Genomic DNA, 20,469 nt, shown 5'->3' with positions numbered 1-20,469 from the left:
TATCACCGCGGGCGTTTCCTGGTTCAACCCGGCGGAGCGCGCTCCGCAGGTCACATCCCGACCTGTGGCGGCGTCGGTGCCGAACAGGTGCCCGCCGGCGCCCGCGACCCAGCGAGTCGTCCGAGTCTATCCAGTTTCGGAGTATAAGGCCTTCGAAGCGCGAGCGGATCGGCGGCGATCAGGCGGGTTCGACCAACCCGTACTCCGCGTAGAGATCGTTCCAGAACCGATCGATCGAGCGCATCGACTCGATGGCGTCCAGGCGACGGTGAAGGTGATCGGCTTCGGCCTCGATGAGCAGGTCCTCGCGAACGGCCTCGTCGATGACCGATCGGAGGACGCGTTTTTGATAGGCGACGGGTGAGTCCGACACGTCGATCGTATCCACACCGTCCCGGCTGTTAGTTAAACGCTGAAAAACTCGGTTTCGCGTCGTTCAGGCCGCGAATACTCACCCGTCCCAGAGGACGACCTCGTCTCCCCCGACGGTCGCGTCCTGCCCGCCGGCAGCGGCTTTCGTCTCGAGATATTCGGGAGCATCGAACGTCACCGATCGAGGTTCGTCCGCCCAGTTGAACAGCGCGACCGTCGTCGCGCCGTCGTCGGGTCGATCGCAGACCACCCGCGACGAACCCACTGAGATAGCTGCTCGTTCGTCGATCGTCGGGAGCCGAAAGCGGTCTCGCAGCCGACCGAGAGGACGGCAATCCCGACCGACGCCGAGTCAGTCACCACGCAGAGTCGCTCGAAAAGAGGCTGCCAGAAGTATCAGATACGGATAAAGAAGACGACTCGGGATCGTACCGAACTGTACTGCCGGCAGTGGATATTTCGTTCACGAATGGTGTCCGAAACAGAGTTACATATAGGCTGTTATGAGAACCCTTAGGTAGGGCGGCTGTGAACCTCTGGTATGAGTATCGGCGTCTGTTACTTTCCGGAGCACTGGCCCCGGGAACGCTGGGAAACCGACGTAGCGCAAATGGCCGACGCGGGTCTCGAGTACGTCCGCATGTCGGAGTTCTCGTGGGGCGTCCTCGAACCCGAACGCGGCAAGTTCGACCTCGCGTGGCTGGACGAGGCCGTCGACCTGATCGGCGAGTACGGGATGCAGGCCGTGCTCTGTACGCCGACGGCGACCCCGCCGAAGTGGCTGGTCGACGAACGTCCCGAGATTCTACAGGAGGGCCCCGACGGAACGGTCCGGGAACACGGCAGCCGCCGTCACTACTGTTTCAACTCGGCGGCCTACCGCGAGGAAACCGAACGGATCGTCACGAAGGTGGCCGATCGCTACGCTGACAACCCCCACGTCGCGGGCTGGCAGACCGACAACGAGTTCGGCTGTCACTTCACGATCCGCTGTTACTGCGACGACTGCGCCGCCGCATTCCGCGAGTGGCTCGCAAAAAAGTACGGCTCGATCGAGGCCCTCAACGAGGCCTGGGGGAACACCTTCTGGAGCCAGCAGTACGACTCCTTCGCGGCGATCGATCCCCCGGGACCGACGCCCGCGGAACACCACCCGTCGCGGCTGCTCGACTACGCCCGATTCTCGAGCGATTCGGTGGTCGACTACAACCGTCTGCACGCGGATCTTCTCCGGGACGCGAACCCCGACTGGTTCATCACGCACAACTTCATGGGTCGGTTCCCGACGCTCGACACCTACGCCGTCAGCGAGGACCTCGATCTGGTCTCTTGGGACTCCTACCCGACGGGATTCGTCCAGGACCGGATGCAAGGCGAAGCCTCTCCCGACCAGTTGCGGGCCGGCGACCCCGATCAGGTCGGCATGGACCACGACCTCTATCGGAGCGCCCTCGATCGCCCCTTCTGGGTGATGGAACAACAGCCGGGAGACGTCAACTGGCCGCCCCACTGTCCCCAGCCCGGCGAGGGCGCGATGCGGCTGTGGGCCCACCACGCGACCGCCCACGGGGCCGGCGCGGTGCTCTACTTCCGCTGGCGGCGCTGTCTCGAAGGGCAAGAGCAGTACCACGCTGGCCTGCGCAAACAGGACGGCTCGCCCGATCGAGGCTACGACGACGCCACACTGGCTGCCGAAGAACTGGCCGCGATCGGCGAGGTAGATCACGTCGACGCGCCCGTGGCCCTGCTGTTCGACTACGACAACCTGTGGGCGCTCGACGAACAACCCCACGCGCCCGACTTCGACTACTGGAGCCTGCTCGACTCGTTCTACGGGGCGCTCCGCGCTCGCGGCGTTCAGGTCGACGTGATCCATCCGAGTACCGATCTCGAGGGGTACGAGGCCGTCGTCGCCCCCGCACTCCACCTCGTCACCGACGCCCTGGTCGATCAGCTCACCGACTACGTCGAAACCGGCGGTGAACTCCTCTTCGGTCCCCGAACCGGCGTCAAAGACGAGTACAACAAGTTGCGACCAGAACGCCAGCCCGGGCCGCTCTCCGACCTCGTCGGCGCGACGGTCGACCAGCACGAGTCGCTGCCGTCACAGGTCGAGACGAGAGTCCGACGCGCGGGTACCGATGACGCCACCTACGCGTTCCGCACCTGGGCCGAGTGGCTCGACGCGGACGCGGCCGACCCTCTCCTCGAGTACGACACCGACGGCGTCGAGGCGGGGCGAACGGCCGCAGTCCGAAACGCGTTCGGAGACGGCAGCGTCGTCTACTGCGGCGTCTGGCCCGAGGCCGACCTCACGGACGACCTCGTCCGCCCGCTGTTAGGGCGGGCGGGCGTCGCCTACAGCGATCGCCTTCCCGAGGGCCTGCGCGTCGGCGAACGAAACGGCCGAACCTGGGTGACGAACTTCTCGAGCGATCGATACCGGATCACCGCTGCCGAAGACACCGCGTGGGTCGTCGGCGACGAACTCGTCGACGCGTTCGACGTAGCCGTAGCCGACAGCGAAATCGTCGACGGACTCGCTGCCAATCAGGTCTGACGGCGGTCGATCCCGTTTCTGGATTCGGTGCCCGGTTCGTACGGAACGCCGTCGACCGACACCGCTCCCTCCGGCGTCACGTCGACGGTGTAACCCGCGTAGTCGAACGTGACGTGGGTCTCCGCTATCGGATCGGTCGCGTAGAGTCGATCGAGGGCGTCCGGATCGACGACCTGATACAGCGGACTGGGGAGTTCTGTTGGTGAGACGCGCTCGGCGGCCGCGATCGCCTCGATAACCCGCATACTGACGCGTTGAGAGCCCGCACTGGTCGATCGATTTCGCGATACGTTACCGGTCATTTGCCGGTGACAGGAGTGGGAAGGATAAGTAAGCATCTGCTATGTGTATTCACACCGCCACGAGAGTCCTGAACGCGTATTCACCGCACGGGCTCGCTCCGTGCTGATATCACAACTTCCGTCGTTCGATCTCGCCCTCGATTACAGGCCCTCCAGGAAGGTGCCACCGTGTTCGATCGTCTCGACCGGGTCGTCCGGATCGTCGTGTTCGTAGATTAGCCACTCGGCGTCGACAGCAGCGGCCGCGTCCGCACACGCCTGCATGTCGACGTCGCCCGCTCCGATCTCGACGAAGCCGGGGTTACCATTCAGGTCCATATCTTTCATGTGGACCTGGGAGACGCGGTCGCCGAGCGATCGAATGCGTTCGGCCGGGTCGTCGCCGCCAGTTAGCGCCCACCCAACGTCGAGTTCGATTCCGACTGTCGTCTGGTCGAGGAAGCGATCGAACGCCCACCCCTCACCGAGGTCGACGTACTCGTGAGCGTGATTGTGATAGTGAAGCTCCCACCCCGCCGCCGCGAGGTCCCCTGCGAGGGCGTTCAGTTCGGTCGCAACCTCGTCGACGGCGATAACCGACTCGAAGTGGTCCTCGTCGAGCCACGGGACGACGAGACCCTCGACATCGAGCGGTTCGAGGGCAGCCAGCGTCTCCTCGCGATCGCCCACAAGCGCGTCGAGACCGACGTGGGGCGGGGTCGCCTCCAGGTCGTGGACCGAGAGGGCGTCAGCGATCGCGTTCGGATCGCTCTCTGTGGGCGAGTACGGGCCGGCGAACTGGACGCCGTCGTAGCCCGCCGCTGCGACGCGGTCGAGCACGCGCTCGATCGGTTCCTCGAGTTCCCGCACGCTGTAGAGGTTGATCGCGGTTTTCGGCGTCGGCATAGAATGGAGTCGTCGATCGGGGTCCGTCAGTCTTCGCGTTCCGGATCGACCAGAACAGTCGGGACGGTTCGGTCAGTCTTCTCGTGCCCGGTAGTCCGGAAGCGTGTCGTCTTGCATGACCGCCCCGCGACCGCCGTCGACGAGCAGCGACGTACCGGTGACGAATGCCGCGTCCGGGCTCGCGAGAAACGAGACAGCCCCAGCCACGTCCGCCGGAACGCCGATTCGGCCGGTCGGGTGAATCGACTCCACTTCCTCGAGTCGGCCCTCGGGCAGTTCGTCCCGCGTTCGTTCGACTTCGACCCAGCCGGGAGCGATCGTGTTCACCCGAACCCGTGGCCCGAAATCGACCGCCATCGCCCTCGTCATCCCGTTGATTCCCGCCTTCACCGCATTGTAAGGGAACAACCCCGGCATCGTCGCGAAGGCGTGGTTCGAGGAGACGTTGATGATCGACCCTCGGTCCATGTGTTCGAGCGCGGCTTTCGCGGCGAGCCAATAGGCCCGGAAATCCGTCTCGAGAACGAAATCCCAGTCCTCGATGGTCGCCTCGTCGGCGGCGGTCTCGGTCTGGACGGCCGCGTTGTTCACCAGCACATCGATCGAACCGTCACGTTCGGCAGTGGCCTCGGCCAGCGCAGCGATATCTTCGGGGTCGCGCATATCCGCCTGCACGAAGGTCGCCTCCGCTCCGTCCGCCGAGATGCCGTTCTCGATATCCTCGACGATCGACTCACCCGCCTCGGCCGTCCGCCCCGAGACCACGACGGTCGCGCCCTCTGCGGCCAGACGCTTCGCGACGCCCGCGCCGATTCCTCGCGTCGAACCCGTCACGATCGCCGTCTGTCCCTCGAAGCGGCCGGGAACCGCGTGCTCGATCGGTGACGCTGGACGGCGCGTCATCGACACACCTCGCGACCCGCTTTAGGGGGGAGTCCGGTCGAGTTCCGTAACCCGCACATGCTACCACTCGGCAACGCTACCGTCGTCGTGTCGCCAGACCGGGTTGTGCCAGTCGACGCCGCCCGTCTGGTCGCGGACGTACTTCTCGTCGATCTCGATCCCGAGTCCCGGTCCGTCCGGGATGTCGACGTAGCCGTCCCGGTACTCGAACACCGACGGATCCGCGAGGTAGTCGAGCACGTCGCTCGTCTCGTTGTAGTGGATGTCCAGACTCTGCTCCTGGATGAGCGTATTCGGCGAGCAGGCGTCGACCTGGATGCACGACGCCAGCGCGATCGGGCCGAGCGGACAGTGAGGTGCCATCGCGACGTCGTAGGCTTCGGCCATCGCCGCGATCTTGTTCACCTCCGTGATCCCGCCCGCGTGGGAGAGATCCGGCTGGATCACGTCCACCGCGTTCGACTCGAAGATTTCCTTGAAATCCCAGCGCGAGTACATCCGCTCGCCGGTCGCGATCGGGATCGTCGTCGCCGCCCGAATGTCCGGCAAGGCGTCGTTGTGTTCGGGCAGCACCGGCTCTTCGATGAACATCGGGTCGTACGGCTCGAGCGCCGCCGCGAGCCGGCGCGCCATCGGCTTCGAGACCCGCCCGTGGAAGTCGACGCCGATGTCGACTTCGTCGCCGACGGCCTCGCGAACCGCGGCGATTCGATCGACTGCGTCGGCAACCGCCCGCGGGTTGTCGACCGGGCGAATCTCCGGCGTCGCGTTCATCTTCAGCGCCGAGAAGCCCTCGTCGACTTTCTCTTTGGCCGCATCACCCACATCTCGCGGGCGATCGCCGCCGATCCACTGGTAGACGCGCACGCGATTGCGTGCTTTGCCGCCGAGCAGTTCGTACACCGGCGCGCCGAACGTCTTGCCCTTGATATCCCACAGCGCCTGATCGACCCCCGCGATCGCGCTCATCAGGACCGGGCCGCCGCGGTAGAACCCGCCGCGGTACATCGCCTGCCAGTGGTCTTCGATCGCGCTCGGGTCCTCGCCGAGCAGGTAGTTGTCGAGCAGTTCCTCGACGGCCGTCCGGACGGTTTTCGCCCGGCCTTCGACGACTGGTTCGCCCCAGCCGACGGTGCCGTCACTCGTCGTCAGTTTGAGGAACAGCCACCGCGGCGGCACCTCGAACAGTTCGTAATCAGCAACTCTCATATCTCTTCTCGAACCAGATTGGTCTGACCGCCCCGAGTTCCGTCGATGATCGACCCGCCCTGAAACGTGTCGTATTCATGCCGTATGACCTTCTTCTCGATTCTCCTCTCTTTTTTTCCTCCCGACGAAATCGGACAACTCGTCGAGTCCCGAAAGCACGTACGCCGGATCGGTAGACAGCGTCACCGACTCATTGTGTGTCCGTCGAAGGTACGCCGCGTCAGTGTTCGCTCGTCGGGCCGCTCGTACGTCCGATTCACGATCACCAACGTAAAGCGCCTCGTCGGGGACCACGTCGAGTCGGTCGAGCGATCGGACGATGTAGTGCGGATCGGGTTTCATTCGCTCGAAGCCAGTGATGGTGTCCCCACGCCCGAACCAGACCGAGAAGTCGGTCCCGAGACCGAACCAGTCGACAACGAAGTCGACCGTTTCCTGACGGTTGTTACTGACGATCCCGAGAGGTACATCGAGAGTCGAGAGCGTCGCCACATCGTCGTACAGGACTCGCTGACCCTGACGAATTTGCTCGTTTTCGATAGCCGAGGCTGCGCCCTCGCGTCGGAGCCAGAACTCGTCGGGATCGAGTCCAAGAGACTCACACCTGTCGACGACGGCGTCGATGTCGTCGGGGTCACCGAGAACATCGATATCGTCCTCAGTTGCCGTGATGTCACCGATGTCATCGATGACCGCGACCGCACCGCGTCGGTAAATCGACGGCTGCGTATTCGCACCCTCGACGATGACGCCGTCGAGATCGAATACGACTGCTTCGTAGTCGATCTCTGTCATGTAACTTTCTTACGGAGGTATGCCGAGAGCACTTCGCTGAACACGACCACGAAGAGAATCGCGATCAGGATCGTCAGAACGCCACTCCAGTCGAAGGAGTTCTGTCGGGTCGTCAACTCGACACCGATACCGCCCGCGCCGACGAACCCGATGATGGTCGCGCCGCGAACGTTGATATCCCACCGAAACGTCGTAATCGTGATGAATGCCGGCTTGATTTGTGGGACGATCGCATAAATCAAGACCTGGAGGGGGTTCGCACCGGTTGCCGCGATCGCTTCGACGCTCCCGGTATCGATCTCCTCGATCGCCTCAGCGAGCAGTTTCGCGACGAAACCGATCGAACGGATCGCAACTGCGATGATCCCCGCGAGCGCACCGGAGCCGAAGATCACGACGAAGATCAGTGCCCAGATGATCACGTTCACCGATCTGGTAAACGAGATGATGAGCTTTCCGAGGTAGTACGTTCCGCGGTTGAACGTCGTGTTCTCCGCTGCGATGAACGCGACCGGCGCAGCAAGAACGACTGCAAGCCCGGTCGAAAGCACCGCGATGTGGATCGTTTCAATCAGCGGACTGACGATCTCCCCGGCGTATTCGGCGTCCGGCGGGTACATCCGCTCGAAGAGATCGACCATTTGTTCCGGCGCTGTGACGACGTATTCGGTGTTGATCCCGAGTGCGCTCCAGGACGCGACGGCGACGAGTAATCCGAACAAAACGATAACGTATCGGAACAGTTGCGTCCGTCTGTCGAACCGTTCCCATTCGAGTCGCTCCGTTTCGCCCGACGAACTGGTGTTAGTTTGCGCAGACATTACTGGATCCTCCGTCTAAGGACCGCGCTAATTCCCTCTCCGAGCAATACGAGCGCGAGAATCACGAGGATGATCGCGAACGTAAAGTCGTACTCGTAGCGCTCGAAAGAGTGCAAGAGGGTCAGTCCGATACCACCCGCGCCGACGATCCCGACGATCGTACTCGACCGGAGGTTGATGTCCCATCGGTAAATCGCGAGACCGACAATTCGAGGCGTTACCTGCGGTAGTACGCCGTAGAGCATAACCTGAGACGTGTTCGCACCCGTCGCGCGAATGGCCTCGACTTGCTTGCCATCGATCTCTTCGATCTCCTCGGAGAGGAGTTTCCCGAAGAAGCCGACGGTCTTGAACGAGAGCGTGATGATTCCCGCGAGCGGCCCGACGCCGACGGCGATGACGGCGACTATCGCGATGACGAGTTCGTGAAATGCTCGTGCAAAGGAGATGATCCCTCGGTTAAAGAGATACAGTGGCTTTGGCGAGATGTTCTCTGCCGCCATAAACCCGACCGGGATACTGACGATGATACCGAGTATCGTGGCGATAACGGCCATCGCGATACTTTCAACCATTCCGCTCCAAATGAGTTCTCGCTGTTGTGGCTGGAAATTCGGCGGAACGGCGTTCGTGAGGAAGTTCGTCGCGGCGCTCCCGCCAGCAAGTAGCCGGTCCGGGCTGACGCGCATCTCCCAGACGCTCCAAGCGACGAATCCGAACAGGAGAACGTATACAGAGTACTTGACGTACGCGTTGTAGAACACCGTCGGACGCTTCCACGTCCGTCTGTCAACCGTTTCGGTACGTTCAATCATCTCAGATTTCCCGTAGTTCCGCATCGACCTGGCCGGTCGGGTCGGTGCCGTCGCCGTTTTCTTTCTCATCCACCGAAGTTCCGCCACGATAGATTCGGTCTTCGACTGACTCGGTGAGTTCCGAGGGACCACCCTCGAATGAGAGGGTGCCGTCGGTGATGCCGACGATACGATCGGCGTACTTGAGAGCGAGGTCGACCTCGTGGATATTGATTAATACGGGAATGTCCTCGGCATCCGCAATATCGGTCAGGAGTTCCATTACCGCTCGCGACGTTTCGGGATCGAGGCTGCTCGTCGGTTCGTCGGCGAGGATGATCTTCGGTTCCTGAACGACCGCTCGTGCGATCCCGACGCGCTGTCGCTGGCCACCAGAGAGTTCGTCGGCACGTTTGTCTTCGAAGCCGGCGAGACCAACCGTCTCGAGCGTGTCGTACGCGTGTTCGACCGCATCGGGTGGGAAGCGACGGCGGAACGCTTGCCACGTACTCACCTCACCGAGCCGTCCCGAAAGGACGTTTTCCATGACCGTGAGCCGTTCGACGAGATTGTACTCCTGAAACACCATCCCCATATCAAGACGGGCCTGGCGAAGTTCGCGTTTATCCAGCTCAGTTACGTCGACCCCCTCGAGAACGATACGACCGGACGTCGGTTCCGTCAACCTATTTATACACCTGATGAGCGTACTTTTGCCAGCCCCGCTGGGACCGATAATCGCCGTGGTTTCGCGACCACCGATCTCTAACGAGACGTCGTCAAGGGCGCGATCACCAGTTGGATAGACCTTGGTTAAATGTTCTATTGATAGCATTATGTTACTGAATGTGTTGTTTCGGTATCAATCGCACTCCGGATCGCAACCGGTAGTTACACCGGTACCGAAACAGCGGTTCTGAGACCGATTATTCTTCGATATCTGTTCCGTAGTCAATTCCGAGGTGTTGGTGGCTCGTGAGAATGACATCCCAGTGGGTCGCGTAATCGACTTCCGTGAACGTCCCACCGTGAATCTCCTCTGCCATCTCCGTGCCCGTATAGTCGTAATCGAAGAAAGCTGCCTCGATCCCTTCGCGAATGTCCGGCGCGAGATTGTACCGGTAGGAGAACGGGCCGGAGGGGAACGGATTGGACGCCCAGACGACCTTGATGTCGTCGACATCGATCTGTCCGGCACCGACTGCCTCGCGGAAGTTCGTACTGGCAACCGGCCCGGCATCGTAATCGCCGTTTGCGATCGCAAGAATGCTCTGTTCGTGCCCACCCGAGTATGATACCTCATAATCTTCGCCTGGAACGATGCCGAAGTCCTGTTCGAACATTGCACGGGGTGCCTGATTTCCGGACCCGGACGTTTCGGATGTGTGTGCGATGTTCTTTCCGGCGAGATCCTCGACGCTGTTGATTTCGTCGTTGTCCGCCTGGGTGATCACCCACAATTTGTACCCGAATGTGCCGTCTTCTGCAACCGGCATTGCCATCGGGATTGCATCCGCGAGGTTGACACCGTGGGGCGTATTCCCTGGGAAGAACGAGGCGAGGTGAAGTCGTTCAGCTCGCATCGCCTCGACCTGAGCGGCGTAGGAGTTGAGAATCTCGAACTGGACATCCCGACCGGTTTCGGCTTCGATATTCTCGACGAGCGGATCCAGCGTGCCCTCGTACGCTTGCTGCCCGGTTTCTCCGGCACCGTATGAGAACACGATCGTATCTGGATCGATCCACTCGCTCTCGTCCTCCGGTGGCTCCGAGGGAGCACGTCCGTATCGAGGTTCGTCCTGGACCTCCATGTTCTCGAGGAATTCGATCGTCCCCACCTCGAAGTTGTGTGCGAGCAGCGCCGCTGCTGGTTGTGGATACTCCGGGTTCGTCGGATCGAAGTCGGGATAGTCGTCGGGATCGTCCTGCCCACCGTCTGAGTTCCCGTTGCCGCCATTAGAATCGTCTTCCGTTAGACAGCCCGCAAGGGCCCCCATCCCGGCGATTCCCGTTCCGGTTACGAACGTACGCCGGCTACACCGCCCTGTGAAGGTATCTCGTGTCATTTTTATTGACGTACAGTACACGTTTACCCCAGTACTTAAATCTTACTACAATCTCGACCATATGCCTACATATAGGGCCTTAGCCGCCGTTTTGGAGAAGAGAACACAGATAATTATATACTCATGTACGGTAAGTCCGGCGTTTATCCGGAAAATGTTTCCGCAACTTGGATTATATACGACCCATAATATGTAGAATTTAATTACTAGATGCGGGATTTGTTCACCGATAGAGAACAACAGTTTTGTAACCTCGAACCAAACGCGAGGCAAGAACGATGGGGGACGACGACGAGATTTCCGTTCAGGCGACTGCGACGACGTTCGCGATCATCGAAGCACTTCGGGAGCGCGATCGGGCCGGAGTCACGGAGTTAGCCACGGAACTCGGTCTGTCGAAGAGTGCCGTTCACAACCACCTTTCGACGCTCGTCTCGCTGGGGTACGTTCGACGCAGCGAGACGGCGTATCAGCTTACCCACCAGTTCCTGCAACTCGGACTGGGCGTCCGCGACCGAAGTGCCGTCTATCGGGCGGCAAAACCGGAGCTCCAAACCCTCGCACAGACGACCGGCGAAACAGTCAATCTCGTCGTTCCGGAAGCCGATTACGGTATCTACCTCTATCGCGTGGGCGACGGCGAGCACCCAATTCCGGAGGGCGGACAGGTCGCACTCCACGCCTCTGCCGCCGGCAAATCGATTCTGGCGTTCCGAAGCTACGACGAGGTCGACGCGTTCGTCGAGAATCACGGCCTGCCCGAACTCACCGACCGAACGGTGACGAATCCGGCGACGCTCCGAAGCCAACTCCGATCGATCCGCGACCAGCGCGTTGCGTTCGACCGTGGCGAACAGACGCCCGACTGGCAGTGTGTCGCCAGTCCCATCGTCGTCGACGACGACCCGGTCGGAGCTATCAGCGTTTCGGGTCCCGCCGATCGCATGCAGGGGAAACGCCTCGAAGAGGACACGACCGGCCTCGTCGTGAGCACGGCCAAAGCGATCGAACTCGAAATGCTGGATTCGGGTGACGCCGAACGAACCCCGTCTCAATCCGACTGAAACGGGTCACGCGGCGGTTCCACGAGGGACCGTGATCGGACGCAGAGGCCGATTTGCGGCGGCTACGGTACGGTCGCGAATTGATCGTCGTTCGCCCGACGGGGGAATTGGCGTTTTCCCGTCGAGAACGGGCCGGCCCGGCCATACTCTCGGCACCGTCGGTGCGTATCACTGGGCTCAAGTCACTGCCAACGGAGTGTCGAGTATGACTGAGACACGGCAGGTTCTGAACCGAATCGTCGAAAGCGGCGTCGTCGCCGTCGTCCGCGGTGTGGACGCCGAACGCATCGTTCCCGTCGCCCGCGCGATTCACAACGCGGGCGTCAGCGCGATCGAAGTTACGGCCAACGACCCCCACGTCGCCGAGAAGATTGCAGCCGTCGACGAGGCCCTCGCAAACACCGACGCGGTCGTCGGCGCAGGGACCGTTCTCGACGCGGCCACAGCCCAGTCGGTGATCGACGCCGGTGCCGAGTTCGTCCTCGCGCCTGACGTTACCCCCGAGGTCGTGACGACGTGCAACCGCCACGGCGTGCTCTCCGCGCCGGGCGTAATGACACCCACCGAAGCCGTCACCGCGATCGAAGCGGGCGCGGACGTGCTCAAGTTGTTCCCCGCGAGCACCGTCGGTCCCGGCCACATCGGTGCACTCCAGGGACCACTGGGTGAGATACCGGTCCTCCCGACAGGCGGAATCGGTCCCGACAACGTCGCGGACTTCTTCGACGCCGGCGCGGCAGCCGTCGGTGCGGGCAGTTCGGTCGTCGACTACGACGCGATCGCGGCCGACGACATGGATCAGGTGCAAGCGACCGCCGAAGCGATGGTCGACGCCGTCAACAGCGCCCGCGATCGGTAACGGCCGGTCGACGCCGTCGGAACTGGGCCGACAGCGCGTACCTGCAGGTTCGATCGATCGTGATTCTGTACCGACGTTCCGGCTCCGAACCGCCACTGAAATCGGATCTCGAATCGGCTTCGAAAACTGTTCAGAATTCACATAACATTCTCCACAGAATATAATTAATCTCGGAGAAGCACCTCTCGATGCCCAGAATGCGGACATTCTGTCCAGCAGATATGTGACAGTATTCGTATATCTACACCGGGCGCGTACACTACCGTATGGCCTTCAGTATTCTCGACGCCATGATCGACGGATTCGAGCGCACCCGAGAACGTAACGGACTCCTGTTCGTCGCGATCTTCGTCGCACTCGCGATCGGAAACGTACTGGCCGCCCCGACGAGCCTCGGCCCGACTGCAGAGTCGACACCGGCGGTCGGCTTCGCCGGGCTTCTGGCCGGTCTCGCCTCGATCGCGTTCACGCTGGCGACGATCGTCGCAGCGATCGCGGCGCTCAGAACGTTCGTCTCCGACGAGACCGAGACGATCCCCCGCGAGTACGTACGACGAAACCTCGGGCTGGTCGCACTCAACACGATCGTCGGAGGGGTCGTCTTCGCGATCGTCGTCGGAATCGGGACGCTCTTTCTGGTGGTTCCGGGAATCTTCCTGCTGGTCAGCCTCTACTACTGGAGCGTGTTCGTCGCGGTCGAAGACCAGAACTTCGTCCGTGCGTTCCAGAGCAGCTGGGCCCTCACTCGCGGCAACCGACTCCGCCTGCTCGGACTCGGCGTCGCCGTCCTCCTCGTCACGCTCGCGATCAACGCCGTGGTCGGAATCCCCGCAGTTCTGGTCGGTGGTCCCGTCGCTCTCGTGCTCACCCAGGTCGCCGGTGGCGCGCTCACCGTCTACGCGATCGCGACGACCGCCCGCGCGTACGAACAGCTCCGGGGACTCGAAGACGCGATCGAGCCGGACCACCAGCCCGATTTCGCGGGAACGCCCGCCTGAGTCGGACGAATTGGTCTCGCGATCGAGTTTTGCGAGTGTCCGTGCATTTTGTATATCGTTATTTGGTTTACTACATCACACAGCGTCCGCGACGGCAGCCGCGACACCGGCGATCGTACCCCCAACTGGCGAGACTGACGGAGCGACCGCTTCCCGTGGGTAACATAGCCGACCACCGTCCCGAATCGAACGATAGTCCGACGAACCAGTGGAAAAGTAACCCAGCGTCGCGACGATCTCCAGTACCGGCAGCCCACCCCTCAGGCGAACGCCGCCACCGTCTCGAACGACCCGTCGGCGATCGCATCCGCGAGGTCGTCGCTCGCGAGGTCGTCGGGGACGTGGCGCGGGTACTTTCGTCGGAAGTAGCCGACGATATTTTTCAGATCGCGCCGAAGGAATTCCGTGGCGTTCTCGTGGTCGGTCGGGACGGCCTGTGGCCAGTCGAAGATCGTCACGCCGGATTCGTCGACGAAGACGTTGTACTCGCTCATGTCCGCGTGGACGTAGCCATGTTCGTACGCGCGTGCGACCTCCGAGAGCAGCAAGTCGAGAACGCCGAGCACCTGCTCGTCTGCGAGTTTCGTCCGCGAGAGTTCGACCCCGTCCATCTTCTCCATCACGATCGCGTGACGGTTCTGATCGATCGGTTGCGGGACCGAGACGTCGGGGTACAGTTCCTCGAGAATCTCGTATTCGCGCTCGGCGGCCTTCCGGGCGGTATACATCCAGGAGACGTGTTCTCGATCGGACGTGTAATCGCGCTCCTTGTGGACCTCCCGAAAGTTCGTGTATCCCTCTCGGTGATACTTCAGCGCGAGGGGCTTGTACGACCGTACCTCGTAGACGTCGCTTTCCTTCCCGACGCCCAGCGGCGAGCCGAACTCGCCGATCGTATCCCGCTCGACGAGCGCTCGCAACGCGAGCGTGTCGTAGCCCTCGAACTGGAGGGTATACCCCTCGTACTGGATCGTTTTCTTCTCGACCAACCCGCGCTTGAGACAGCGCTCGAGGCGGTAGTCGACCTCCTCCTCGGTCAGGCTCGAAAACGAGGGCAGCTTCTCGCGTTGTACCCACTCCGAGAAGCGCATTCCCTGTTCGACGCCCGAGAGGAGATAGAAATCCTCCGGCTCGAGTTCCGGGAGTTCCCCGGCGACGTTCCGCACCATGCGAGCGGGTAGCCGCCCGGGACGTAAAAACGTCGTGACAGGGCGGCGAAGCCGTCATCGATCGTGCTATAGCGGCTGATAAATCACATAGCACGATATAAAATTCGAGGGGGTCGGAATCCCTTTGCGCCTCGCCGCCCTCGAATCGGTTATGACGACGCTTGCCGATCGGGACTGGCGACTGATCAGGGACGATCCTCGGGATGGGGCGACGCAGATGGCACTCGAGGAGGTCGCCGCGCGTACGGCGATCGAAGACGACGTTCGAACGGTTCGGGTCTACGACTGGGAGCCGAGCACGCTCTCGCTTGGCTACCGCCAGGACGCCGACACGGTCGACTGGGCATACTGCGATCGCGAGGGGATCGACGTAACGCGCAGACAGACCGGGGGCGGCGGAATCTACCACAATCGGTGGGCGGACATCTCGTATACGATCGTTGCGCCCGCCAACGAGGTGCCGGGCGATCTGATGGACTGTTACGCGCTGTTCTGTGAACCGGTGCTGGCGGCACTCCGGGAGATGGGCGTCGACGCTGACTTCGCAGCCGCCGAGCAGGACTCGATCTACTATCCGTCCTGTTACCTCCGGGACATCCACCCAGCCCACGACATCGTCGCATCCGTCGCCGCGGGTGCGGACGCACAGAAAATCAGCGGCAACGCCCAGTACCGCCAGCGCGACGTCGTCATCCAGCACGGCTCGATCAGCTACGATCTCGAACCCGAGCGCCACATCGGGGTCTTCGACACCGACCTCGATCGAGCGACGTTCACCGATCGCGTGACGAGCCTCCGCGAGCAGGCGGGCATCGATCGTGAGGTGGCGGTCGAAACGCTCGCGGACTCGCTTGCCGAGTGGTGCAACGCGACGGAGTCAGGGTGGCGAGACGAAGAGCTGGACGCCGCAGCCGACCTCGCCGACCGAAAGTTCGGGGCCGACGCCTGGGTCCGCGATCGGGAAGTACTCGAAGCCAACGGGCAGTAAGACGGTCGTCGATCGTTCACGGGTTGCCGATCGCAGATCCGGCTCCACCGGTCGCTTGCAGTGCTGGGCGCGTTGGGCCTCGCGATCGGTCCCCGATCGCCTCTTCGCGGTTCTCGCTCACTCCGAAACCCCGCTGCTCGCGGGTCGCTGCGCTCCCCGCTCGCCTCTTCGCGGTTCTCGGCCTTCGGCCTCCGAACCGCGTTCGCTCCGACATACCTATCACGAACCGGTACTGACGGGCGTCTATGAAGGTCGGTGCACACGTTTCGATCTCCGGGTCGCGCGTCTCCTCAGACGAAGACACACCGCCGTACGACGACATCCGCAACGCGGTTCACCGCCAGCTCGCCTTCGGCGGCAACTGCGGGCAGATTTTCACGACCTCGCCGCAGGTCTGGCAACAGCCAGAGATCAGCGACGAGGCCGCCGAGGGGTTCCAGGCCGAAACCGAGGCGCAACTCGAGGGGCCGTGGGTGATCCACTCGGCGTACCTGGTCAACCTCTGTACGCCGAAAGACGACCTCCGCGAGAAGTCCAAAGCGAGCATGCAGGCCGAACTCGACGCCGCCGAAAAACTCGGTGTTCCGTACGTCAACGTTCACCTCGGTGCCCACACCGGCGCGGGCGTCGAGGGCGGACTGGACAACGCGGCCAGCCTCATCGACGAACTCGACGTGCCCGACGCCGTTCAGATTCTGATCGAATCCGACGCCGGCAGCGGCACCAAACTCGGCGGCGAGTTCTCCCATCTCGCCGGCATCATCGATCGCACCGACACCGACATCGGCATCTGTATCGACACGGCCCACACGCTCGTCGCGGGCAACGACCTCACGACGCCCGAAGCCGTCGACGAGACCGTCGAGCGCTTCGACGACGAGGTCGGCCTCGAGTACCTCGAGTACATTCACCTCAACGACTCGAAACACGACGTCGGTACGCACAAAGACGAACACGCCCACATCGGGGAAGGCTACATCGGCGAAGACGGCATGCGCGCGATCGTCTCCCATCCCGAGCTGCGTGACCTGCCGTTTGCGCTCGAAACGCCAACGGAAGACGGCCGCGGCTTCGCCTGGAACATCGAGAAGGTCGCCAAACTGCGCGAGGCGTAGTCGTTGCAGGCGAACGCCGAATCGGACGCAGTCCGGATCGATAGCAGATCGACCCACTTTTAGACCGATCGCTCCTATCCCGGACCGTGCGCGAGTTCTCCGAAGACTACCTGCGCCGGACTCGAACGGGAATGTGGGGCGACTCCCGTCAGGCCCTTGAGCCGCTTTCGCTCGACGATCGCGAGCGCGTCCTCGACGTCGGCTGCGGAACCGGCGAGTTGAGTCGCGTGCTCGCCGCTGAGTGTCCAGGCGACGTAGTCGGCTGTGACGCAGACCGGGAACTGCTCGGCGTCGCACGCGAGCACGTTCCCGTCGTCGCCGGCGACGCGCTTCGGTTGCCGTTTGCCGACGACGCGTTCGATCTCGTCGTCTGTCAGGCGCTGTTGATCAACCTCCCCGATCCGGCCGCCGCGATCGAAGAGTTCGCCCGCGTCTCGAGAAATCTCGTGGCGGCGATCGAACCCGACAACGGGGCCGTCGACGTGGTCTCGAGCGTCGGTCCCGAAGAACCCCTCGAGCGCCGGGCACGGCGAGCCTATCTCGACGGCGTCGACACCGACGTGACGCTGGGTTCGGACGCGAAAACGGCGTTTACGGACGCAGGACTCGAAGTCTGTGGGACTCGCCAGTACGACCATGACCGGACGATCGAACCGCCCTACGACGAGCACGCGCTGACCGTCGCCCGTCGCAAGGCCAGCGGGGCCGGGCTGGCCGACGACAGGGAGACGATGCTTCGGGGTGCGTTGACCGAACCCGAGTACGACGATCTCCGAAGCGCCTGGCGCGAGATGGGCCGGGACGTGATCGACCAGATGACCGATCGCGACTACCGCCGCAGGGAAACGGTTCCGTTCTACGTGACCGTCGGCCGGATTCCGGACGCATAATCGCCAGTCGACAGCGAGAGCCGCGCCGGTACGTCGAATCCGGGCCGGTTACGGTACAGAGAGATCGGCCGCTTGCGGATAGATCGCTCGATCGTACTGTTTCCCTGCCAACAACATCTTGATCCCCTCGCTCGTAGCCGGCGTATGGCAGCGATCGAACTCGACGGACTGACCAAGGAGTACGGGACGGTCCGCGCAAACGACGACGTGACGTTCAGCGTTGAGCGCGGCGAAATATTCGGCTATCTCGGTCCGAACGGTGCAGGCAAGACGACGACAATTCGAACGCTGCTGGGTTTTCTTTCTCCAACTGCCGGAACCGGACGGCTGCTCGGTCACGACTGTACCGACGAGAGCGACCTCCTCGAGGCAAAGCGCCGACTGGGCTATCTCCCGGACAACCCGGCGTTCGACGAGTCCGCAACCGGCCGCGAGATACTCGACCTGCACGCCTCGGTCAAAGGCGACGAGCGCAGCGACGACCTCCTCGAACTGTTCGATCCACCCCTCGATCGTGTGGTTCGAGAATACTCCCACGGAAACGTCCGGAAACTCGGGCTCGTGACGACGTTCATGCACGACCCGGAGCTGGTGATCCTGGACGAGCCAACGAGCGGTCTCGATCCGCTGATGCAACAGCGGTTTGCTGAGTTCCTCCGCGCCGAGCGCGACGGCGGGACGACCGTCTTCTTTTCATCGCACGTGTTGAGCGAGGTCCGGCGACTCTGCGATCGGGTCGGGATCATCCGCGAGGGCCGACTCGTGACGGTCGAACCCGTCGAGGCGCTCCTCGACAGGAGCGGGAAGGTCGTTAGACTGCGTGCCGCGGAGCCGATCCCCAGAGACGTAGTTGCCATCGATGGCGTCCACGACCTCGAGACGACCCTCGATGGCGGCGAGGCGGACGATAAGGATATCCAGGGCGGCTCCGGAGCGGCGTTTACGGAGTGTGCGTTTACGTTTACCGGCGACGTCAACGTCCTGGTCGATCGACTGCGGGGGTATCGGTTACTCGACCTGTCGATCGAGGAGGCCCCGCTCGAGGACGTTTTCATGCGCTTTTACGGCGACGAGGACGAGGAAACACTGGACAGAGCGCCGAGTACTGCGGAGGTGATCGACGATGTTTGAGTTTACGCGCTACGACGGTCGTCACCGGCTCAAAGGCAGCATCTACCTCTCGATCGCGATGTCGCTGCTGGCCGTCATCGTCATCTGGATCTACCCCTCTTTCAGCGGCTCGTTCGAGAACGTCGACGAGGAGTTCCTGCAGGCCTATCCCGAGGGTGTGATCCAGCTGTTCGACATCCGGACGATGGCCTCGCTCGAAGGGTTTCTCGCCTTCGAACTCTACATCTTCGGCTGGACGATCCTGCTCGGGCTGTACCTCGCCTATCTCGCCGCCGGAACGATCGCCGAGGACGTCGAGCACGGGCGAATGGACATGTTGCTCTCCATGCCCGTCTCCCGCGCCCGCGTCGTCGGGGAGAAATTCGCCTCGCTCGCCGTCCCGATCGTGGTCGTCAACGTCGTTACGCCGATCGTCGTTTACGTCACTGCAGTGGCCGTTGACGAGCCGATCGCGATCGCAGACGTGGCCGCCCTTCACGTCCTCTCGATTCCCTACCTCTTCGCTTGCGCGGGAATCGGACTGGTCGCCTCCGTCGCCGTCGATCGATCGAGCATCGCCCAGCGGATCGCGCTCGGATGCGTCTTCGGGCTGTTCATGCTCGAGTCGCTACTCACCGGGACGGAGTACGAATCGATCGGTGCGATCGCGCCCATGCGGTACTTCGATCCGAACGCGATCTTGCTCGACGGCCAGTACGATCTCGCAGGCGTCGGCGCGTTGATCGCGATGACGGCCGGACTGGTACTGCTTAGCCAGTTCTGGTTCGGACGAAAAGACCTGAGCTAGGGACAAACCCGAGAACCCGGCTCGAACCGCTCAGACCACGTCTCCGCGCACCGTCACGCCCTCCTGTTGGTCCCGCCAGCCGTGGAGTTCGCGCGCGGCGTCGGTCGCCTCGTCATCGTCCATGCCGAGCATCTCGAGAGCCGCAGAGAGCGTCGGCAGGGCGAGTTCGCCCTCCCGGAGTTTGCGAAACGCCTCCTCGCTTCGGGTTCCCCCCGCCCAGAGACAGACGCCTCGCGGGTCGAGCAACTGGGTGTAATCCTCGCGCAGTCTGGCTCCCCGAAGGCGCTGAGTGACGTTGTCCTCGAACGAGGCGTTACAGACCTCGAGATGGATCGGTTCGTCCGCTTCGAGAAGGTGGGCGGCGAGACACTGTTCGGGGGCGGCGTGGCCGTTCCGGTTGGTTCGGACGTGTTCGGGGTATTCGGCGGCCCAGTCAGCGCGGACGGATTTCCCGACGCCGGGTACGTCGTCATCAGTGCTGGTCGTCTCGCGGTCCGACGGATCGCGCATCAACACGTCCTTTGCAAGGTAGACGTCGAGACGATCGATCGGGTCCAACCCGAGCGCGACGTCGCCGTAAACCCAGACCTCGCGAACGGGAACCGGCATACGATCGGACTCGACGGTGTCGACGAGCCGTTCGACGCGGGTGACGGCGGCCTCGCGGGCGAATTCGCTCATTGTCGACTGTTGGGACGAGCGGCCCAAAACGGTTTCCCGGCGAGGAACGCGGGGTCAGTGTCGACACCTGCAGTCGACCG

At 62.6% G+C, this 20,469-nt stretch carries 22 protein-coding genes; 9 read left to right on the top strand and 13 right to left on the bottom strand.

Annotated elements, in window-relative coordinates:
* Positions 1-178: 178 nt before the first annotated feature.
* Positions 179-388: a hypothetical protein gene (locus AC6I6L_RS19655; RefSeq protein ID WP_497919469.1), complete on the bottom strand. Its 210-nt coding sequence runs from the start codon at positions 386-388 to the stop codon at positions 179-181.
* Between the two features lie 63 nt (positions 389-451).
* A complete protein-coding gene (locus AC6I6L_RS19650; RefSeq protein WP_497919468.1) occupies positions 452-637 on the bottom strand; it encodes a hypothetical protein in 186 nt (61 codons plus the stop codon).
* A 276-nt stretch (positions 638-913) separates the two neighbouring features.
* Here AC6I6L_RS19650 and AC6I6L_RS19645 point away from each other — a divergent pair, with 276 nt between their 5' ends.
* Positions 914-2,932 carry a beta-galactosidase gene (locus tag AC6I6L_RS19645; protein WP_497919467.1) on the top strand — a complete coding sequence of 673 codons (2,019 nt, stop codon included), beginning with the start codon at positions 914-916 and terminating at the stop codon, positions 2,930-2,932.
* On the opposite strand, the gene ddfA is transcribed toward AC6I6L_RS19645, so the two are convergent.
* The 9 genes from ddfA to phnD form a co-directional block, all read right to left on the bottom strand.
* Complete coding sequence (ddfA, locus tag AC6I6L_RS19640) at positions 2,923-3,234, bottom strand: DdfA family disk-determining factor (protein WP_497919466.1); 312 nt, start codon at positions 3,232-3,234, stop codon at positions 2,923-2,925. The genes AC6I6L_RS19645 and ddfA overlap by 10 nt on opposite strands.
* Positions 3,235-3,375: 141 nt before the next feature.
* On the bottom strand, positions 3,376-4,119 hold the full coding sequence (locus AC6I6L_RS19635; RefSeq protein ID WP_497919465.1) for a sugar phosphate isomerase/epimerase family protein: 744 nt from the start codon (positions 4,117-4,119) through the stop codon (positions 3,376-3,378).
* A gap of 72 nt (positions 4,120-4,191) precedes the next feature.
* Positions 4,192-5,022 carry an SDR family NAD(P)-dependent oxidoreductase gene (locus AC6I6L_RS19630; protein WP_497919464.1) on the bottom strand — a complete coding sequence of 277 codons (831 nt, stop codon included), beginning with the start codon at positions 5,020-5,022 and terminating at the stop codon, positions 4,192-4,194.
* A gap of 60 nt (positions 5,023-5,082) precedes the next feature.
* Complete coding sequence (dgoD, locus tag AC6I6L_RS19625) at positions 5,083-6,231, bottom strand: galactonate dehydratase (protein WP_497919463.1); 1,149 nt, start codon at positions 6,229-6,231, stop codon at positions 5,083-5,085.
* Positions 6,232-6,306: 75 nt separating this feature from the next.
* Positions 6,307-7,026 (bottom strand): HAD family hydrolase, encoded by a 720-nt coding sequence (locus AC6I6L_RS19620; RefSeq protein ID WP_497919462.1) that lies wholly within the window; start codon positions 7,024-7,026, stop codon positions 6,307-6,309.
* Positions 7,023-7,847 (bottom strand): phosphonate ABC transporter, permease protein PhnE, encoded by an 825-nt coding sequence (gene phnE / locus AC6I6L_RS19615; protein WP_497919461.1) that lies wholly within the window; start codon positions 7,845-7,847, stop codon positions 7,023-7,025. Before phnE (AC6I6L_RS19615) ends, AC6I6L_RS19620 begins: the two co-directional genes overlap by 4 nt.
* Positions 7,847-8,662, bottom strand: coding sequence for a phosphonate ABC transporter, permease protein PhnE (gene phnE / locus AC6I6L_RS19610; RefSeq protein WP_497919460.1), 816 nt, complete (start codon positions 8,660-8,662; stop codon positions 7,847-7,849). Before phnE (AC6I6L_RS19610) ends, phnE (AC6I6L_RS19615) begins: the two co-directional genes overlap by 1 nt.
* Before the next feature lies 1 nt (position 8,663).
* Positions 8,664-9,476 (bottom strand): phosphonate ABC transporter ATP-binding protein, encoded by an 813-nt coding sequence (gene phnC / locus AC6I6L_RS19605; RefSeq protein ID WP_497919459.1) that lies wholly within the window; start codon positions 9,474-9,476, stop codon positions 8,664-8,666.
* Between the two features lie 91 nt (positions 9,477-9,567).
* The gene (gene phnD, locus AC6I6L_RS19600; RefSeq protein WP_497919458.1) at positions 9,568-10,707 is read right to left on the bottom strand and encodes a phosphate/phosphite/phosphonate ABC transporter substrate-binding protein; all 1,140 of its coding nucleotides are present in this window, start codon (positions 10,705-10,707) and stop codon (positions 9,568-9,570) included.
* Positions 10,708-10,985: 278 nt separating this feature from the next.
* Here phnD and AC6I6L_RS19595 point away from each other — a divergent pair, with 278 nt between their 5' ends.
* From AC6I6L_RS19595 to AC6I6L_RS19585, 3 genes are all read left to right on the top strand, one after another.
* Positions 10,986-11,771: an IclR family transcriptional regulator gene (locus AC6I6L_RS19595; protein WP_497919457.1), complete on the top strand. Its 786-nt coding sequence runs from the start codon at positions 10,986-10,988 to the stop codon at positions 11,769-11,771.
* Positions 11,772-11,976: 205 nt separating this feature from the next.
* Entirely contained in the window at positions 11,977-12,630 is a 654-nt protein-coding gene (locus tag AC6I6L_RS19590; RefSeq protein ID WP_497919456.1) for a bifunctional 4-hydroxy-2-oxoglutarate aldolase/2-dehydro-3-deoxy-phosphogluconate aldolase, read from the top strand.
* Between the two features lie 266 nt (positions 12,631-12,896).
* Entirely contained in the window at positions 12,897-13,628 is a 732-nt protein-coding gene (locus AC6I6L_RS19585) for a DUF7847 domain-containing protein (protein WP_497919455.1), read from the top strand.
* Between the two features lie 260 nt (positions 13,629-13,888).
* Here AC6I6L_RS19585 and AC6I6L_RS19580 read toward each other — a convergent pair whose 3' ends face one another.
* A complete protein-coding gene (locus tag AC6I6L_RS19580; RefSeq protein WP_497919454.1) occupies positions 13,889-14,797 on the bottom strand; it encodes a serine/threonine-protein kinase RIO2 in 909 nt (302 codons plus the stop codon).
* Positions 14,798-14,948: 151 nt separating this feature from the next.
* On the opposite strand from AC6I6L_RS19580, the gene AC6I6L_RS19575 reads away from it, so the two are divergent.
* The 5 genes from AC6I6L_RS19575 to AC6I6L_RS19555 all read left to right on the top strand — a co-directional run bounded on the left by AC6I6L_RS19575 (position 14,949) and on the right by AC6I6L_RS19555 (position 19,708).
* On the top strand, positions 14,949-15,785 hold the full coding sequence (locus tag AC6I6L_RS19575) for a lipoate--protein ligase family protein (protein WP_497919453.1): 837 nt from the start codon (positions 14,949-14,951) through the stop codon (positions 15,783-15,785).
* A gap of 245 nt (positions 15,786-16,030) precedes the next feature.
* The gene (locus AC6I6L_RS19570; protein WP_497919452.1) at positions 16,031-16,900 is read left to right on the top strand and encodes a deoxyribonuclease IV; all 870 of its coding nucleotides are present in this window, start codon (positions 16,031-16,033) and stop codon (positions 16,898-16,900) included.
* An 86-nt stretch (positions 16,901-16,986) separates the two neighbouring features.
* A complete protein-coding gene (locus tag AC6I6L_RS19565; RefSeq protein ID WP_497919451.1) occupies positions 16,987-17,790 on the top strand; it encodes a class I SAM-dependent methyltransferase in 804 nt (267 codons plus the stop codon).
* Between the two features lie 144 nt (positions 17,791-17,934).
* Complete coding sequence (locus tag AC6I6L_RS19560; protein ID WP_497919450.1) at positions 17,935-18,921, top strand: ABC transporter ATP-binding protein; 987 nt, start codon at positions 17,935-17,937, stop codon at positions 18,919-18,921.
* Positions 18,914-19,708 carry an ABC transporter permease subunit gene (locus tag AC6I6L_RS19555; protein WP_497919449.1) on the top strand — a complete coding sequence of 265 codons (795 nt, stop codon included), beginning with the start codon at positions 18,914-18,916 and terminating at the stop codon, positions 19,706-19,708. Before AC6I6L_RS19560 ends, AC6I6L_RS19555 begins: the two co-directional genes overlap by 8 nt.
* A gap of 30 nt (positions 19,709-19,738) precedes the next feature.
* On the opposite strand, the gene AC6I6L_RS19550 is transcribed toward AC6I6L_RS19555, so the two are convergent.
* Positions 19,739-20,389: a DUF7095 family protein gene (locus tag AC6I6L_RS19550; protein ID WP_497919448.1), complete on the bottom strand. Its 651-nt coding sequence runs from the start codon at positions 20,387-20,389 to the stop codon at positions 19,739-19,741.
* Between the last annotated feature and the right edge of the window lie 80 nt (positions 20,390-20,469).

The organism is Halosolutus sp. DAT137 (genome assembly GCF_059736405.1).
The sequence above is the reverse complement of the archived record's forward strand: the minus strand, read 5'-3'. Positions and strand labels throughout refer to the sequence as shown.

Bases quoted from the DNA above. Each gene is read 5' to 3' on its own strand.
- AC6I6L_RS19555 (WP_497919449.1), top strand. From the start codon at position 18,914: ATGTTTGAGTTTACGCGCTACGACGGTCGTCACCGGCTCAAAGGCAGC.
- AC6I6L_RS19560 (WP_497919450.1), top strand. From the start codon at position 17,935: ATGGCAGCGATCGAACTCGACGGACTGACCAAGGAGTACGGGACGGTC.
- phnD (WP_497919458.1), bottom strand. From the start codon at position 10,707: ATGACACGAGATACCTTCACAGGGCGGTGTAGCCGGCGTACGTTCGTA.
- AC6I6L_RS19645 (WP_497919467.1), top strand. From the start codon at position 914: ATGAGTATCGGCGTCTGTTACTTTCCGGAGCACTGGCCCCGGGAACGC.
- AC6I6L_RS19570 (WP_497919452.1), top strand. From the start codon at position 16,031: ATGAAGGTCGGTGCACACGTTTCGATCTCCGGGTCGCGCGTCTCCTCA.
- AC6I6L_RS19580 (WP_497919454.1), bottom strand. From the start codon at position 14,797: ATGGTGCGGAACGTCGCCGGGGAACTCCCGGAACTCGAGCCGGAGGAT.
- phnE (WP_497919461.1), bottom strand. From the start codon at position 7,847: ATGTCTGCGCAAACTAACACCAGTTCGTCGGGCGAAACGGAGCGACTC.
- AC6I6L_RS19595 (WP_497919457.1), top strand. From the start codon at position 10,986: ATGGGGGACGACGACGAGATTTCCGTTCAGGCGACTGCGACGACGTTC.
- dgoD (WP_497919463.1), bottom strand. From the start codon at position 6,231: ATGAGAGTTGCTGATTACGAACTGTTCGAGGTGCCGCCGCGGTGGCTG.
- AC6I6L_RS19585 (WP_497919455.1), top strand. From the start codon at position 12,897: ATGGCCTTCAGTATTCTCGACGCCATGATCGACGGATTCGAGCGCACC.
- phnE (WP_497919460.1), bottom strand. From the start codon at position 8,662: ATGATTGAACGTACCGAAACGGTTGACAGACGGACGTGGAAGCGTCCG.
- AC6I6L_RS19590 (WP_497919456.1), top strand. From the start codon at position 11,977: ATGACTGAGACACGGCAGGTTCTGAACCGAATCGTCGAAAGCGGCGTC.
- AC6I6L_RS19620 (WP_497919462.1), bottom strand. From the start codon at position 7,026: ATGACAGAGATCGACTACGAAGCAGTCGTATTCGATCTCGACGGCGTC.
- AC6I6L_RS19630 (WP_497919464.1), bottom strand. From the start codon at position 5,022: ATGACGCGCCGTCCAGCGTCACCGATCGAGCACGCGGTTCCCGGCCGC.
- phnC (WP_497919459.1), bottom strand. From the start codon at position 9,476: ATGCTATCAATAGAACATTTAACCAAGGTCTATCCAACTGGTGATCGC.
- AC6I6L_RS19550 (WP_497919448.1), bottom strand. From the start codon at position 20,389: ATGAGCGAATTCGCCCGCGAGGCCGCCGTCACCCGCGTCGAACGGCTC.
- AC6I6L_RS19635 (WP_497919465.1), bottom strand. From the start codon at position 4,119: ATGCCGACGCCGAAAACCGCGATCAACCTCTACAGCGTGCGGGAACTC.
- ddfA (WP_497919466.1), bottom strand. From the start codon at position 3,234: ATGACCGGTAACGTATCGCGAAATCGATCGACCAGTGCGGGCTCTCAA.
- AC6I6L_RS19575 (WP_497919453.1), top strand. From the start codon at position 14,949: ATGACGACGCTTGCCGATCGGGACTGGCGACTGATCAGGGACGATCCT.